Below are 14,815 nucleotides of genomic sequence, written 5' to 3'. Positions count from 1 at the left end.
TGAAAGGGGCGGTGGGAAAGGAGGTCTACAAGTGCGTGATGGTGTTTTGCCAGCAGTTGGGATGCGAGGTAGTGGAACTCAACGTGCAGGTAGATCATGTACACCTGTTGGTGAAGGTACCGCCGAAGCTAGCGATCTCCGAGTTGATGGGCGTCCTGAAAGGACGTACTGCCATCAGGCTCTTCAATGTTTTTCCATACATGAGAAAGAAGCCATTTTGGGGTAACCATTTCTGGGCCAAAGGATACTGCGTAGACACGGTGGGTCTGAACAGCGAGATGATTCAGAAGTACGTGAAATTCCAGGAAAAGGAAGAGCTGCACCAGCAACAGTTGCAGTTTGAGCAGGCGGGCGGGCCTTCTTTGAAGGGCCGCTAGGTGTGCCCCCCTTTGGGGGGCATAAGGCAAAACCACGTTCTACGAACGTGGTTTTTTACTTCAGTGCAGTGCGCAGGGGAGCGGGTGCTGCTTGCCGGTCTTGGCCAGGTACTTGCAGCATAGCCATCCTTGTGCGGTAGAGTGCATGCGGACAACGAAGATTTACGCTACAGTCCGGTGTGTGCCGCTGTCATGGCCTGCCGCTCTCCGGCTTGGCCGGATGGCGGGATGATCGCTCCGTTCTAACGAGGGACGTTATGGAAGTTTCTGCCGGCGTTTCCGGCCTCGGCCGCGCCTTGGTGCAACATAACAGCCTGCTGTTGCAGGATGCCGAGGCTATTCAGCGCCAGGCGCAGAGCTCGTCGATCAGCTTCGTCGAGCAGCTTATTCTCAGCAAGAAAATGAGCTCGCTGGAGGTGGCGACGTTTGCTTCGCAGGTGTTCGGCTTTCCTTTGCTGGACCTTGCCGCCATTGAGCCGGAGCAACTGCCGCAGGGGCTGGTGGACGAGGATCTGATCAGCTCGCGCCGCCTGTTGCCCTTGTACAAGCGGGGTGGCCGGCTCTTCATCGGCACTTCCGACCCCACTCAGACCTCGGCCTTCCACGCCATTACCTTCAAGACCAGCCTGTCGGTCGAAGTTGTCGTGGTGGAAGACGACAAGCTCGGCAAGCTGATCGGCAGCTACCAGGCGGGTGGGGCCGAAGCGATCAAGGCCCTGGTGGACGAGGACTTCGGTGATCTCGAGTTTGCCGACCCGGAAGCAGAACCGGAAAAAACCGTCGCCCAGACCGAAGTGGATGATGCCCCTGTGGTCAAATTCATCCACAAGGTGTTGCTGGATGCGATCAACGGCGGAGCATCGGACGTCCATTTCGAGCCTTATGAAAAGTATTACCGCATCCGCTACCGGGTGGATGGTGTGCTCAAGGAAGTCGCCCAGCCCCCCCTCTTGCTGAAGGAGAAGATCGCCTCGCGCATCAAGGTGATCTCGCGGCTGGATATTTCCGAGAAGCGGGTGCCGCAGGATGGCCGCTTGAAGCTGGTGTTGTCCAAGACGCGCGCCATCGATTTCCGGGTCAGCACCCTGCCGACGCTGTTTGGCGAGAAGATCGTGATGCGTATTCTCGACCAATCCGCGGCCACGTTGAATATCGAGCAGTTGGGCTTTGAGCCGGAGCAGAAGGCGATGCTGCTCGAAGCCATCAGCCGTCCCTACGGCATGGTGCTGGTGACCGGCCCGACCGGCAGCGGGAAGACGGTGTCGCTCTATACCTGTCTGAACATCCTCAACAAGCCCGACACCAATATTTCCACGGCAGAAGACCCGGTCGAAATCAACCTGCCCGGGATCAACCAGGTGAACGTCAACGAGCGCGCCGGGCTGACTTTTTCGTCGGCGCTGAAGGCCTTTTTGCGCCAGGATCCGGATGTGATCATGGTGGGTGAAATCCGCGACTTCGAGACCGCCGACATCGCCATCAAGGCGGCGCAGACCGGGCACATGGTCTTTTCCACGCTGCATACCAATAATGCTCCCGCTACGCTGACGCGCTTGCTGAACATGGGCGTGGCGCCGTTCAACGTCGCCAGTTCCGTGCTGCTGATCATGGCCCAGCGCCTGGCCAGACGCTTGTGCAACAATTGCAAGAAGCCGATGGATATTCCGAAAGAGGCGCTGCTGCGGGCGGGCTACCGTGAGACGGAGCTGGATGGCAGCTGGCAGCCTTACGGACCTGTCGGGTGTCGCGAGTGCCGCGATTCGGGCTATCGGGGACGGGTGGGGATTTATGAGGTTATGCCCATCACCGATGCCATGACTCGCCTTATCATGAAAAACGGTACGGCGGTGGACATCGCGGATCTGGCCCGGCAGGAGGGGATGGTCGATCTGCGTCGTGCCGGCTTGCTCAAGGTGAAGCAGGGCATCACCTCGCTGGCGGAAATCGAAGCCGCCACCAACGAATAACCAGTGCAGGGAAACAAGACGCCATGGCTACTCTGGCAAAGAAACTGCCGACGACGGCAGCCCACATCTGGGAGTGGGAAGGGAAGGACCGTACCGGCAAGGTGGTGCGGGGCGAGATGCGTGCGGAGTCCGAAACCGTCGCCAAGACCCAACTGCGGCGTCAGGGCATCACGGTCCAGAAACTGAAGAAGCGCAAGGCTGGTTTTGGCCGGAGTATCAGCGAACGCGACATTACCCTGTTTACCCGGCAGCTGGCCACCATGATGAAGGCCGGTGTTCCTCTGCTGCAGTCCTTCGATATTTCGGCCAAAGGGCATAGCAATCCTGCCGTGACCAAGATGCTGCTGGAAGTCCGGGCCGACGTGGAGACTGGTATGTCGCTGGCCGAGGCCTTCCGCAAGCGTCCGCTGTACTTTGACAAGCTGTTCTGCAACCTGATCGCTGCCGGCGAAACTGGTGGCGTGCTGGATTCGCTGCTGGACAAGCTGGCGACCTACCGCGAAAAAATCATGGCGATCAAGGGCAAGATCAAATCGGCGATGATCTATCCTTCCGCCATTATCGCGACCGCTTTCATCATCACCACCATCATCATGTTGTACGTGATTCCGGCGTTCAAGGATCTGTTTTCCAGTTTTGGCGCCGATTTGCCGGCTCCTACGCTCTTTGTCATCTGGCTGTCAGATGGCTTTGTAAGCTACTGGTGGCTGTTTTTCGGAGTCATTTTCGGCGCCATTTTTGGCACCATATTCTTTTTCAAACGTTCGCCCAAGTTCCAGGAACAGGTCGACCGCTTGCTGCTCAAGCTGCCGGTGCTGGGCGAGGTGGTGCAGAAGGCTACGATTGCACGCTGGTCGCGTACCTTGGCTACCATGTTTACCGCTGGAGTGCCGCTGGTGGAGGCCCTGGATTCGGTAGGTGGGGCTTCCGGCAACCAGGTCTATGCCGAGGCCACCAAGCGCATCCAGGCTGAGGTCAGCACTGGCTCCAGCCTGAGCTTTGCCATGCAGCGCACCAATCTGTTTCCCAATATGGTGATGCAGATGACGGCGATCGGCGAGGAGTCGGGCTCGCTCGACCACATGCTCGACAAGGTGGCGGACTTCTACGAGGAAGAGGTCGATAACGCGGTGGCGGCGATGTCCAGCTTGATGGAACCGGTCATCATGATCGTCCTCGGGGTGCTGATCGGCGGCCTGGTGGTCGCCATGTACATGCCGATCTTCAAGATGGGGCAGGTGGTCGGCTGATGATGACGGAGATGGATGCAGTTCTTTCGGCCAACCTTCCGCTGTTGGTCGGGGTGGTGGCGCTGCTGGGCTTGTTGGTGGGGAGTTTCCTGAACGTGGTGATTCATCGCCTGCCCAAGATGCTGGAGCAGGAGTGGCAGCTGGAGTGCGCGCTGTTGAGCGGGCAGCCTGCGAAGGAGATGCCGCGTTTCAACCTGCTGACGCCCGCATCGCATTGCCCTTCCTGCCAGGCGCCGGTGCGGGCCTGGCACAACATTCCGGTACTGAGTTTCCTGCTGCTGCGCGGCCGTTGCCACAGTTGCAAGGCCACGATCGCGCCGCGTTACCCGCTGGTCGAGCTGATGTGTGGCGCGATGTTCGCGGCATTGGCCTATCGCTTCGGCTGGACGCTCGACTTGCTGGGATACGCCGCCTTGACGGCGACGCTCATCGCATTGGCCTTCATCGATGCTGACACCCAGCTATTACCCGATTCGTTGACCTTGCCCTTGCTGTGGGGAGGGCTGCTGTTCAGCCTGCTGGGCGGGCGCGTGCCGCTGGAGGAGGCGGTGATCGGTGCCATGGTCGGTTACGTCTCGCTGTGGGTGATTTTCTGGCTGTTCAAGCTGGCGACGGGCAAGGAAGGCATGGGGTACGGCGACTTCAAGCTGCTGGCGGCACTGGGTGCCTGGCTGGGCTGGAAGATGCTGCCTTTGGTGATCCTGCTGTCGTCGCTGGTCGGGGCTGTGTTCGGTATCGCCATGATTCTGATGGCGCGACTGGGGCGGGGCCAGCATCTGCCGTTCGGCCCCTATCTGGCGTTGGCCGGCTGGATTGCCCTGCTCTGGGGCGAGCAGATCGTCGGGTGGTATCTTGGTGGGCGTTAAGGTCGTTGGACTCACCGGTGGCATCGGCTCGGGAAAGACGGCCGCGGCCCGTTATTTTGCCGCGCAGGGGGTGGTGGTGGTCGATACCGACGAGCTGTCACACGCGCTCACGGCCCCGGGAGGGCGGGCGATGCCGATGCTCGTGGCGCGTTTCGGCCCCGACTTTCAGCGGGCAGACGGGGCGCTCGATCGCCTGCGCATGCGTGAGCTGGTGTTCCGGCAACCGTCGGCGCGCCGCGAACTGGAAGCCATCCTGCACCCGATGATTCTGGAAGACAGTCTGGCGGCGCTGGCGAAGGCACGAGGAGCGTACGCGGTGCTGGTGGTGCCCTTGCTGTTCGAGAGCCAGGCCTATCGGGATGTGGTCGACCGTACCCTGCTGATCGATTGCGACAAAGAAGTGCAGGTGGCGCGGGTGATGCAGCGTAGTGGTTTGAGCGAGTCGCAGGTGCGTGCCATCATGGCGACGCAGATGCCGCGCGAGGACAAGCGCAGGCTCGCGGACGATATTATTGACAATAGCGGCTCGCTGAGTGAACTTGCGCTTCAAGTCGAAGCCAAACATCGTTATTATCTGTCGAGCCTCGCCAGGGCTCGGAGCCAGTGATGAAGCCGCGTTCCTCTTCCGCGGTGCCCCATGACCGGCGCGATACAACTACTCCAATAAAAGCCATCTAGAAGGGCCGTGGTGCCGTGATCAGTTTTGAATTCCCCGTTACCGAGAAAACTCGGATGCTGCTGCGTTTGGAGCAGTTGTACACACGCCTGGCCTTCTTCATTTCCCAAGATCATCCGTTCGAACATCATTCCGCCATCCTGACGCTGTTCGAACTGATGGAAACGGCCTCCCGAGCCGACCTCAAGGCCGAACTGCTGCAAGAACTGGAGCGGCAGAAGCAGATTCTCGAGGCCCTGCGCGACAACCCCAACGTCTCGGAAGACATGCTGGAAGGCGTCATCGAGGAAATCGAGGGCACGGCGGCGGATCTGCTGGACCTGACCGGCAAGTTCGGCCAGCATCTGCGCGAGAACGAGTGGCTGATGGCGATCAAGCAGCGTGCCGGTATCCCGGGGGGGACCTGCCAGTTCGACCTGCCGTCGTACTACCTGTGGCAGCTCAAGCCTCCGGAGGAGCGCCGCCTCGATCTGCAGCGCTGGGCGGGGCCCCTGATGCCGACCGCCGAAGCCTCGCGCATTCTGCTCAAGCTGCTGCGCAATAGCGGCAAGTCGCACCAGTATGTGGCGCGACGCGGCGTGTTCCAGCAGATGTCCGGCGGCAAGGTGGTGCAACTGATCCGTATCGGCTTCGACGAGTCACTCGGCGCCCTGCCGGAGCTGTCGGCCAACAAGTACGCCCTGAATATCCGCTTCATCAATGCGGCTACCGGCGAGAGCCGGCCCAAGCCGACCGAGGCCGATGTCGAATTCACCCTGACCCATTGCAAGTTCTGAGAACCTGCCCATGATCTTGCTGCGCATCCCTGATCGGGGCTCATGTGCTGCTCGAAATCCTCATGTACGGTGTGTACATTCCGGTTTCTGTGCTGCTCTTCACCCCGCTGAGGGACGCTCGCGTCAGATCATGAACAGGTTTGGAGTAGTGTCATGACCGAGAAGGTACGAATCGTCGCCTGTCCAACCTGTGGTGCCGCCGTGCGCTGGGAGCCGCAGAGCCGTTATCGGCCCTTTTGCAGCGAGCGCTGCAAGTTGATCGACCTGGGGCAGTGGGCGGACGAGAGCTATCGTGTGCCGGCCGAAGAGGAGCATCCGGATAGCGAGGCGCCCGGGGAGTCACGCTGAATTCCGATGGCAACGAAAATGGCCCGCCAAATGCGGGCCATTTTTTTTGTTGCCGGCCTGGGTGGCTTCAGGTCCTGGCCAGTGCGGCCCCCTGGGCGAAGTAGCCGCGTACCCCACCGAAGATGCTTTCCGCCACTTTCTGCTGGAAGGAGGCATCCATCAGCCGGCGCTCTTCTTCCGGATTGCTGATGAAAGCGGTTTCGACCAGGATGGACGGGATGTCCGGCGCCTTCAGCACGGCAAAGCCGGCCTGCTCCACCTCGTCCTTGTGTAGTCGGTTGAGTTCGCCCATCTTGCCCAGCACGCTCTTGCCGAGCTTGAGGCTGTCGTTGATGGTGGCGGTCTGGGTGAGGTCGAACAGAGTATGCGCCAAGTAGCGGTCCTTGCTGGTGATCTTCACCCCGCCGATCAGGTCGGCATCGTTCTGGGTCTTGGCCAGGTAACGAGCGGCGGTACTGGTGGCGCCTTGTTCCGAGAGCGCGAACACCGACGAGCCGCGCGCGCTCGGATTGAGGAAGGCATCGGCGTGGATCGAGATGAACAGGTCGGCATTCAGCTTGCGCGCCTTGGCCACGCGCACGCCAAGCGGAATGAACACGTCCTCGTCACGCGTCATGTAGGCTTTCATGTTGCGCTCGGCGTCGATCATGCGCTTGAGCTGCTTGGCGATCTTCAGCACCACGTCCTTTTCCCGCGTACCGGAAGGGCCGACCGCGCCGGGGTCTTCGCCGCCGTGTCCCGGGTCTAGCATGATCAGGATCGGGCGGCTCTTGTCGGATTTGTTCTTGGACTTCAGTGGCGGCTGCTCCAACTTGCCCTTGTTGTAGTCTTCGAGCAGAGCCAGCAGCGGGTCGTCCTGTTGTGCCGTAGGGTAGAGGTCGATCACCAGCCGGTGCTGGTATTCCGCGACGGGTGCCAGCGTAAACACTTGCGGTTTGATGTCGGACTTCAGGTCCAGCACGATACGTACCGTATCCGGGCTGAACTGGCCGGCGCGCGCGGTCTGGATGAAGGGGTCAGCGGCGCTGATCTGGTTGCCGATGTCCTTGAGCACGGCATTGAGCTGCACACCTTCGATGTCGATCACCAGCCGATCAGGATTCGGGATGGTGAAGTATTTGTACTTGAGCGCCTCGCTGGCTTCCAGCGTGATGCGGGTGTAGGTGGACGACGGCCAGACGCGCAGGGCGACGAGTTGGCTGGGGGCGGCCAGGCCGACGCGGCTTAGTGTCAGCAGGAAGGTCGCGGCGGCGGCGCCGATCAGGCGACGTCGGGTGGGATCGAAAGGCGGGTGAGGCATGACTGTCCAATGTCCGTTTGGGCGGTGATTTTATAATTCCGACCGCTGCCGGCGACGGCCAGTTCCACGATCAGGTCGGCACGTGGCAGCAGGCCCTCGGCCTTGTCAGGCCACTCTACCAAGCATAGCGTGCCAGGGCCGAAATAGTCGCGAAAGCCGGCGTCTTCCCATTCCTCGGGGTCAGCGAAGCGGTATAGGTCGAAATGGTGTACCGTGAGAGGGGCGAGCGGATAGCTTTCCACCAGCGTGTAGGTGGGGCTCTTGACCCGGCCATGGTGGCCGAGCGCTGTCAGCAGGCCTCGGCTCAGGGTGGTCTTGCCCGCCCCCAGGTCGCCCCACAGGTAGATGACGGTGCCCGGAGCGATGGCGTGTGCCAAGGCCCCGCCTAGCGCCAGCGTGGCGTCTTCATCCGGCAGGCTGCCCTGGCGAACACTGGTATCATCCATCTCCATGACCGAGAAGTCCTTACAAAACCCGAATTATCCCGAATTGGCGCGCCAAATCAAAGCATGGGCGTGTGAATTGGGCTTTGCCGACGCGCGTATTACCCGGCCACAGTTGCCGCCCGAGGCCGAGCACACGCTGCTGGCGTGGCTGGCGGAGGGGTGTCACGGCGAGATGGAGTACATGGCGCGCCATGGCGTGTTGCGGCTGCGACCTGCCGAACTGGTGCCCGGCACCTTGTCGGTGGTGTCGCTGCGCATGCACTACTGGCCGGGTGCCTCACGTGGGGCCGACGAGGTGCTGGCCGATGGCGAGCGCGCCTACCTGTCGCGTTACGCGCTGGGGCGGGATTATCACAAGGTGCTGCGCAATCGCTTGCAAAGGTTGGCCGAAAGAGTTCAGGCCGAGGTGGGCGAATTTGGCCACCGCGTGTTCACCGACAGTGCGCCGGTGGCGGAGGTGGCGCTGGCGTCGCAGGCAGGACTCGGCTGGCGCGGCAAGCATACGCTGCTGCTCAACCGCCGGCACGGTTCGCTCTTCTTTCTCGGCGAGCTGTTCACCGATCTGCCTCTGCCGGCCGATGCCGCGGAAGAAGGGCATTGTGGCCGCTGCACGCGCTGCCTCGAGGTGTGTCCGACCGGGGCCATCGTCGAGCCGTACAAGGTCGATGCGCGCCGTTGCATTTCCTATCTCACCATCGAATTGGCCGGGGCGATTCCGCCTGCGTTGCGGCCGCTGATCGGCAACCGCGTGTACGGTTGCGACGATTGCCAGTTGGCGTGTCCGTGGAATCGTTTCGCCGTGCCGACCGAGGAGGCCGATTTCAATGTGCGGCACGGCCTCGATGACGTCTCGCTGGCCGAGCTGTTCGGCTGGAGCGCGGCGGATTTCGCCTCGCGCATGGCGGGCAGCCCGATCTACCGCATCGGCTACGAGCGCTGGTCGCGCAACCTGGCGGTCGGGCTTGGCAACGCCCCGAGTTCTCCGGCCGTGTTGGCGGCGCTCACCGCGCGCGCCAACGATCCGTCCGAGCTGGTGCGCGAGCATGTGCAATGGGCACTGGCGCAGCATGCGTCTCGGGCCGCTCAGTAAGCGGCTGTGCCTTCGCATCTTGAGGGTGGGCAGTGCTCTGAGCGTGCGATCTATCGCTGAGCAAATCGAAGATCGGCACGCCGGGATTCGCTCAGCGATCAGGAGTCCTCATGGACTAGGTGCCCATTCCGGTTCCGGTGCGCTTTGGCTCGCTCGCTTACTGGAATCGCCTAACAGGCCGTGCCGCTGCGGCATGCTAAGATGCGCGCCTTCTCTGCTTGAGGAAACGTCATGACAGCCAAAGCTCGCCGTCCCATTGGGGTATTCGATTCCGGTGTGGGGGGGCTGACCGTGGTGCGGGCGCTGATGGACCGCCTGCCGTTCGAGGACATCATCTATTTCGGCGACACCGCACGGGTGCCCTACGGTGTGAAGTCGGTGGCGACCATTCGTGCTTTTTCCCGGCAGATCGTCGAGTTCCTGCTGCAGCACGAGGTCAAGGCTCTGGTGGTGGCATGCAACACCATTTCGGCGGTGGCGCTGGAGCAGGTGCGGGAACTGGCGGGCGACATTCCGGTGATCGGCGTGATCGAGGCCGGTGCCCAGGCGGCGGTCAAGGTCAGCAAAAACCACGAGATCGGCGTGATTGCCACCTCGACCACCATCAACAGCAACGCCTATGCCCGTGAGATCCATCGCCTGATGGCGGATGCCCGGGTCTATTCGCAAGCCTGCCCGCTGTTCGTCCCGCTGGTCGAAGAGGGCTGGGTTGACCACCCTGTGACCCGCCTCACCGCCGAGGAGTACCTGAAGACGGTGCGGGAGGAGCATGTCGATACACTGGTGCTGGGCTGCACCCATTACCCGTTGATCAAGCCGCTACTGACCGAGGTGACGGGCGGCCGCGTCGAACTGGTCGATTCGGCGCTGACCACGGCGGAGGCCACGGCCGAGGTACTGGCGGGGCTCAACCTGCTCAACCCCCAGCGGGGTGCCCCCGAGTACCGCTATTACGTCACCGACATCCCGCTCAAGTTCCAGACCATCGGCGAGCGCTTTCTAGGACGCAGTATCCGCGACCTGGAGATGGTGAAGCTGGGCTGAGCCGCGAGGGTTGGCCGAAGCCAGACAAAAGGGCCCACGAGAGGGGCCCTTTTGCTTTGGATCGTGACGGCACCGCCGTTTACAACGCCGGTCGCGATGGTGCGATCACCAGCGACTCGCCTTCCAGCACCACCTTGCCGCCGACCAGGCACTGGGTGGCGAACTTGACGCGTTTCTTGGCCGGGTCCAGTTCGGTGGCGGTGGCGCGGGCGGTGACGGTGTCGCCGATCTTCACCGGAGCCTTGAAGCGGGTGGATTGCGACAGGTAGATGGTGCCTTCGCCCGGCAGCCGGGTGCCGACCACGGTGGAAATCAGCCCGGCGGTGAGCATGCCGTGGGCGATCCGCGTGCCGAACGGGGTCTGTTCGGCGTATTCCTGGTTCAGGTGCACCGGATTGTTGTCGCCCGACACGGCGGCGAACATCAGGATGTCCGCTTCGGTGATGGTCTTGGCGTATTCGGCGCTCTGTCCGATCTCGATATCCTCGAAATAGATCGTGCTCATGCGGTTGCCCCTGCATTTGTCATGGAGATGTTGCAGTGCATCTTGTCATATTTTCCACGGCATGCAAATCGAGCGGAAACGCGGTAGTATCTGGAGTCCAGTTGCGTTTTCGAGACGGTCCACCCATCTTTTACTGACCAAACGCTCGTTTTATTTCGACGGACGTGCATAATCAACGCAACTGCATGTCTCGCATGCTTGGGCATGCCGACCAATACCAGAACAGACGACACTTGCTGGAGGAATATGAAAGTTCTAGTCGCTGTGAAACGCGTTGTCGATTACAACGTGAAAGTCCGGGTCAAGGCTGATGGCTCCGGTGTGGACATCGCCAACGTCAAGATGTCGATGAACCCGTTCGACGAAATCGCCGTGGAAGAGGCGGTGCGCCTCAAGGAAGCCGGCAAGGTCAGCGAGGTGGTGGCGGTATCGCTGGGTGTGAAGCAGTGCGAAGAGACCCTGCGCACCGCGCTGGCGATGGGCGCCGACCGTGCCGTGCACGTCGAGACCGATGCCGAGCTGCAGCCCTTGGCTGTAGCCAAGCTGCTCAAGGCCGTGGCCGAGAAGGAACAGCCGCAGCTGATGATCCTCGGCAAGCAGGCGATCGACGATGACGCCAACCAGACCGGCCAGATGGTCGCCGCGCTGCTGGGCTGGGGCCAAGGCACCTTCGCCTCCAAGGTAGACCTCGCGGCTGAAACCGCCGATGTCACCCGCGAGGTGGACGGCGGTCTGGAAACCGTCAAGCTGCGCCTGCCGGCGGTGGTGACCACCGACCTGCGCCTGAACGAGCCGCGCTACGTCAAGCTGCCGAACATCATGGCCGCCAAGAAGAAGCCGCTCGACAAGCTGACGGTGGAAGAACTGGGCGTCGACGTGACGCCGCGCCTGAAGACCCTCAAGGTGGCCGAGCCGGCCAAGCGCTCAGCCGGCATCAAGGTGGCTAACGCCGCCGAACTGGTCGCCAAACTCAAGAATGAAGCAAAGGTGCTGTGATATGGCCATTCTCGTTATCGCTGAACACGACAACCAGAGCCTGAAGGCAGGCACCCTCAACACCGTTACCGCCGCCGCCAAGATCGGTGGCGAGGTGCACCTGCTGGTCGCCGGCCATAACTGCGGCACCGTGGTTGACGCGGCCAAGGCCGTGACCGGTGTTGCCAAGGTGCTGGTGGCCGACGCCGCCCAATACGCCCACGGCCTGGCGGAAAACCTCGCCGCGCTGGTGGTCGATCTGGCCAAGGGCTACAGCCACGTGTTGTCCCCGGCCGGCACCTCGGGCAAGAACTTCCTGCCGCGCGTCGCCGCGCTGCTCGACGTGGCGCAGATCTCCGACATCGTCGCCGTCGAATCGGCCGACACCTTCGTGCGTCCGGTCTATGCCGGCAACGTGCTGGCCACGGTGCAGTCCGTCGATCCCATCAAGGTCATCACCGTGCGCACCACCGCCTTCGAAGCGGCGGCGCTGGGCGGTTCGGCCAACGTGGAAAGCGTGTCGGCCGGCGCGGAAGCGCAACTGTCGAGCTTCATCAGCCAGGAGCTGACCAAGTCCGACCGTCCGGAGCTGGGCGCCGCCAAGGTGATCGTCTCCGGCGGCCGTGCGCTGGGTTCGGAAGAGCAGTTCAAGGCCATCATCGAGCCGCTGGCCGACAAGCTGGGTGCCGCCGTCGGCGCCTCGCGCGCTGCCGTGGACGCCGGCTACGCGCCGAACGACTACCAGGTCGGCCAGACCGGCAAGGTGGTGGCGCCGCAGCTGTACGTCGCCGTGGGCATTTCCGGTGCGATTCAGCACCTGGCCGGCATGAAGGACTCCAAGGTGATCGTGGCGATCAACAAGGACGAAGAAGCGCCGATCTTCCAGGTAGCGGACTACGGCATCGTCGGTGACCTGTTCACCGTGGTGCCCGAGCTGATCGCCGAACTGTCCAAGTAAGACCCCATTTCATTAGGCGGCTACGCCTTTGCATCTTAAGCGTCGGCGGACTGCGTGCAAATCCATCGCTGAGCCAATCGAAGATTAGCACGCAGAGATTTGCTCAGCGATTCGGAATCCTCATGGACTACGTGTCCATTCCGGTTCCTGCGCTCTGCCGACGCGTAACCTGCTTTGGCTCGCTCGCCTACTGAAACAGGCTCTCTGGGCTGCAACGATTTAGCAAGTATCCATCAAGGCCGGCGTCAGACCGGCCTTTTTTTACATCACGAGAAAACACGAGAACCGAGGTGCTGACATGACTTACCAAGCTCCCCTGAAAGATATCCGTTTCGCCCTCAACGAGCTGGCGGAACTGCCTGCAGTATGCTCCCTGCCGGGTTATGAAGACGCCAGCGTGGAACTGGTCGACGCCATCCTGGACGAAGGAGCCCGCTTCGCCGAAGAAGTGTTAGCGCCGATCAACAAGCAGGGGGACCAGGGGGCGCGGCTGGATGGCGGCGCCGTCACCGCCGCGCCGGGCTTCAAGAATGCCTGGCAGCAATACGTCGACGCTGGCTGGGTGGGCCTGCGCGCGCCCTACGAATTCGGCGGGCAGGGTCTGCCGGCACTGGTGGCGATCGCTGCCGAGGAAATGTGGTGTTCGGCCAACCTGGCTTTCTCGCTGGCACCGCTGTTGACGCTGGGCGCGATCGAGGCGCTCAACCATCACGCTTCGGACGCGCTCAAGGCGCTCTACCTGCCGAAGATGGCGAGCGGCGAGTGGACCGGCACCATGAACCTGACCGAGCCGCAGGCCGGCTCCGACCTGGCGCAGGTGCGTACCCGCGCCGTACCGCAAGACGACGGCAGCTACCGCATCAGCGGCCAGAAGATTTTCATCACCTGGGGTGAGCACGATCTGGCTGAAAACATCGTGCATCTGGTCTTGGCGCGGCTGCCCGATGCCCCCGCGGGGGTGAAGGGGATCTCGCTGTTCGTCGTGCCCAAGTTCCTGCCGGGCGACGACGGCGTACTCGGCGCACGCAACGACCTGCGCTGCGTGTCGCTGGAACACAAGCTGGGCATCCATGGCTCTCCCACCTGCGTGATGAGTTTCGGCGATCAGGGCGGTGCTGTCGGCTACCTGGTGGGCGAGGCTAACAAGGGGCTGGGCTACATGTTTACCATGATGAACCACGCCCGCCTCGGCGTCGGTGTCGAGGGCATGGCGGTGTCCGAGCGCGCTTACCAGCAGGCCGTGGCCTACGCCCGCGAGCGCGTGCAGAGCCGGGCCGTCGGTTCTCCCGACGCGGCCGGGGTGGCAATCATCAAGCATCCGGACGTGCGTCGCATGCTGATGACGATGAAGGCGCAGATCGAGGCGCAGCGTGCCTTGGCTTTCGTCTCCGCCGCCGCGCTGGACCGCGCGGCGCGTCATCCCCATCCGCAGGAAAAAGCGCGCAACCAGGCGCTGGTCAACTTCCTGATCCCCATCGTCAAGGGCTGGAACACCGAGCAGGCCAACGAGATCACCTCGCTGGCGCTGCAGGTGCACGGCGGCATGGGCTATATCGAGGAAACCGGCGTGGCGCAGTACTATCGCGACGCCCGCATCACCGCCATCTACGAGGGAACGACCGGCATCCAGGCGCTCGACCTGATCGGCCGCAAGACCGCAGCGGAAGAGGGGGCCACCGCACGTGCGCTGCTGGCCGAGGTGCAGGTCACGGCAGACAAGCTGGCGACAGCCGGCTTTGCCAGTCTTTCGGCCAACCTGAAGAGTGCGGCGGCCGACGCCGAGCGCTGCGTGGCGTTCATCCTGGCGTCGTTTGCTGCCGCACCGCAGCGTGCTGCAGTCGGTTCGGTGCCTTTCCTCAAGCTGATGGGCATCCTGCTGGGTGGCTGGCAGCTCGGGCGTGCCGCCTTGATCGCCCGCGAGCGCATGGGCGAGGAGGAGGCTGATGTCGATTTCCTGCGTGCCAAGCAGGTGACCGCACGCTTTTTCGGCGAGCACCTGCTGCCCCAGGTGAGCGGCCTGGCGGCGGCGATCCTGCACGGGGCCGACAGCGTGCTGGAACTCGACGACGGCCAGTTCTGAGCCCTGTCGACAGCCCCGGCTCTGATAGGAAGACAAGCGCTTGCTTGGTGCTGCGTAGAGGAGGGGCGATGTCGCCTTGCCAGAAATAGCTAAAAAAATTATACTGTTAAGGTTTAACAAAACGGGACAAGCGTTACGACGCGGTGTCCCGTTCTTC

General features: G+C 62.3%; 15 protein-coding genes. 12 read left to right on the top strand and 3 right to left on the bottom strand.

Translation table 11 applies throughout. The features are described 5' to 3' along the window. The 7 genes from tnpA to yacG form a co-directional block, all read left to right on the top strand. A partial coding sequence (gene tnpA / locus B9N72_RS14460; protein WP_143477833.1) for an IS200/IS605 family transposase occupies positions 1 to 377 on the top strand: 377 nt, incomplete at its 5' end. A gap of 257 nt (positions 378 to 634) precedes the next feature. Then, complete coding sequence (pilB, locus tag B9N72_RS14455) at positions 635 to 2,344, top strand: type IV-A pilus assembly ATPase PilB (protein WP_085277008.1); 1,710 nt, start codon at positions 635 to 637, stop codon at positions 2,342 to 2,344. Positions 2,345 to 2,367: 23 nt separating this feature from the next. After that, positions 2,368 to 3,594, top strand: coding sequence for a type II secretion system F family protein (locus tag B9N72_RS14450; RefSeq protein ID WP_085277007.1), 1,227 nt, complete (start codon positions 2,368 to 2,370; stop codon positions 3,592 to 3,594). An 11-nt stretch (positions 3,595 to 3,605) separates the two neighbouring features. Continuing rightward, on the top strand, positions 3,606 to 4,460 hold the full coding sequence (locus B9N72_RS14445; RefSeq protein WP_327078300.1) for a prepilin peptidase: 855 nt from the start codon (positions 3,606 to 3,608) through the stop codon (positions 4,458 to 4,460). Continuing rightward, positions 4,450 to 5,067, top strand: coding sequence for a dephospho-CoA kinase (coaE, locus tag B9N72_RS14440; protein ID WP_234985996.1), 618 nt, complete (start codon positions 4,450 to 4,452; stop codon positions 5,065 to 5,067). Before B9N72_RS14445 ends, coaE begins: the two co-directional genes overlap by 11 nt. 86 nt (positions 5,068 to 5,153) lie before the next feature. Beyond that, the gene (zapD, locus tag B9N72_RS14435) at positions 5,154 to 5,912 is read left to right on the top strand and encodes a cell division protein ZapD (RefSeq protein ID WP_085277004.1); all 759 of its coding nucleotides are present in this window, start codon (positions 5,154 to 5,156) and stop codon (positions 5,910 to 5,912) included. 153 nt (positions 5,913 to 6,065) lie between these two features. Next, positions 6,066 to 6,260, top strand: coding sequence for a DNA gyrase inhibitor YacG (gene yacG / locus B9N72_RS14430; RefSeq protein WP_085277003.1), 195 nt, complete (start codon positions 6,066 to 6,068; stop codon positions 6,258 to 6,260). Between the two features lie 67 nt (positions 6,261 to 6,327). Here yacG and B9N72_RS14425 read toward each other — a convergent pair whose 3' ends face one another. Both B9N72_RS14425 and tsaE read right to left on the bottom strand, forming a co-directional pair. After that, complete coding sequence (locus tag B9N72_RS14425; RefSeq protein WP_085277002.1) at positions 6,328 to 7,560, bottom strand: N-acetylmuramoyl-L-alanine amidase; 1,233 nt, start codon at positions 7,558 to 7,560, stop codon at positions 6,328 to 6,330. Beyond that, positions 7,521 to 8,012: a tRNA (adenosine(37)-N6)-threonylcarbamoyltransferase complex ATPase subunit type 1 TsaE gene (gene tsaE / locus B9N72_RS14420; RefSeq protein WP_143477832.1), complete on the bottom strand. Its 492-nt coding sequence runs from the start codon at positions 8,010 to 8,012 to the stop codon at positions 7,521 to 7,523. Before tsaE ends, B9N72_RS14425 begins: the two co-directional genes overlap by 40 nt. On the opposite strand from tsaE, the gene queG reads away from it, so the two are divergent. Together queG and murI are read left to right on the top strand one after the other, a co-directional pair. Beyond that, positions 8,011 to 9,096, top strand: coding sequence for a tRNA epoxyqueuosine(34) reductase QueG (gene queG / locus B9N72_RS14415; protein ID WP_085277001.1), 1,086 nt, complete (start codon positions 8,011 to 8,013; stop codon positions 9,094 to 9,096). The two genes, tsaE and queG, sit on opposite strands and share 2 nt — an antisense overlap. A 231-nt stretch (positions 9,097 to 9,327) precedes the next feature. Next, complete coding sequence (gene murI / locus B9N72_RS14410) at positions 9,328 to 10,140, top strand: glutamate racemase (protein WP_085277000.1); 813 nt, start codon at positions 9,328 to 9,330, stop codon at positions 10,138 to 10,140. A 79-nt stretch (positions 10,141 to 10,219) separates the two neighbouring features. Here the strand turns inward: murI and B9N72_RS14405 are convergent, their stop codons facing one another. After that, positions 10,220 to 10,645, bottom strand: coding sequence for a MaoC family dehydratase (locus B9N72_RS14405; protein ID WP_085276999.1), 426 nt, complete (start codon positions 10,643 to 10,645; stop codon positions 10,220 to 10,222). Between the two features lie 246 nt (positions 10,646 to 10,891). Between B9N72_RS14405 and B9N72_RS14400 the strand changes: the two genes are divergently transcribed. From B9N72_RS14400 to B9N72_RS14390, 3 genes are all read left to right on the top strand, one after another. Then, positions 10,892 to 11,641, top strand: coding sequence for an electron transfer flavoprotein subunit beta/FixA family protein (locus tag B9N72_RS14400; protein WP_085276998.1), 750 nt, complete (start codon positions 10,892 to 10,894; stop codon positions 11,639 to 11,641). A 1-nt stretch (position 11,642) separates the two neighbouring features. Beyond that, positions 11,643 to 12,578, top strand: a complete 936-nt coding sequence (locus tag B9N72_RS14395; RefSeq protein ID WP_085276997.1) for an electron transfer flavoprotein subunit alpha/FixB family protein — start codon at positions 11,643 to 11,645, stop codon at positions 12,576 to 12,578. Between the two features lie 298 nt (positions 12,579 to 12,876). Further along, complete coding sequence (locus B9N72_RS14390) at positions 12,877 to 14,658, top strand: acyl-CoA dehydrogenase (RefSeq protein WP_085276996.1); 1,782 nt, start codon at positions 12,877 to 12,879, stop codon at positions 14,656 to 14,658. The last annotated feature ends 157 nt before the right edge of the window (positions 14,659 to 14,815 follow it).

It is taken from the genome of Pseudogulbenkiania subflava DSM 22618, from assembly GCF_900177275.1.
Classification (GTDB): domain Bacteria; phylum Pseudomonadota; class Gammaproteobacteria; order Burkholderiales; family Chromobacteriaceae; genus Pseudogulbenkiania; species Pseudogulbenkiania subflava.
This window is presented reverse-complemented; position numbering and strand designations above follow the sequence as displayed.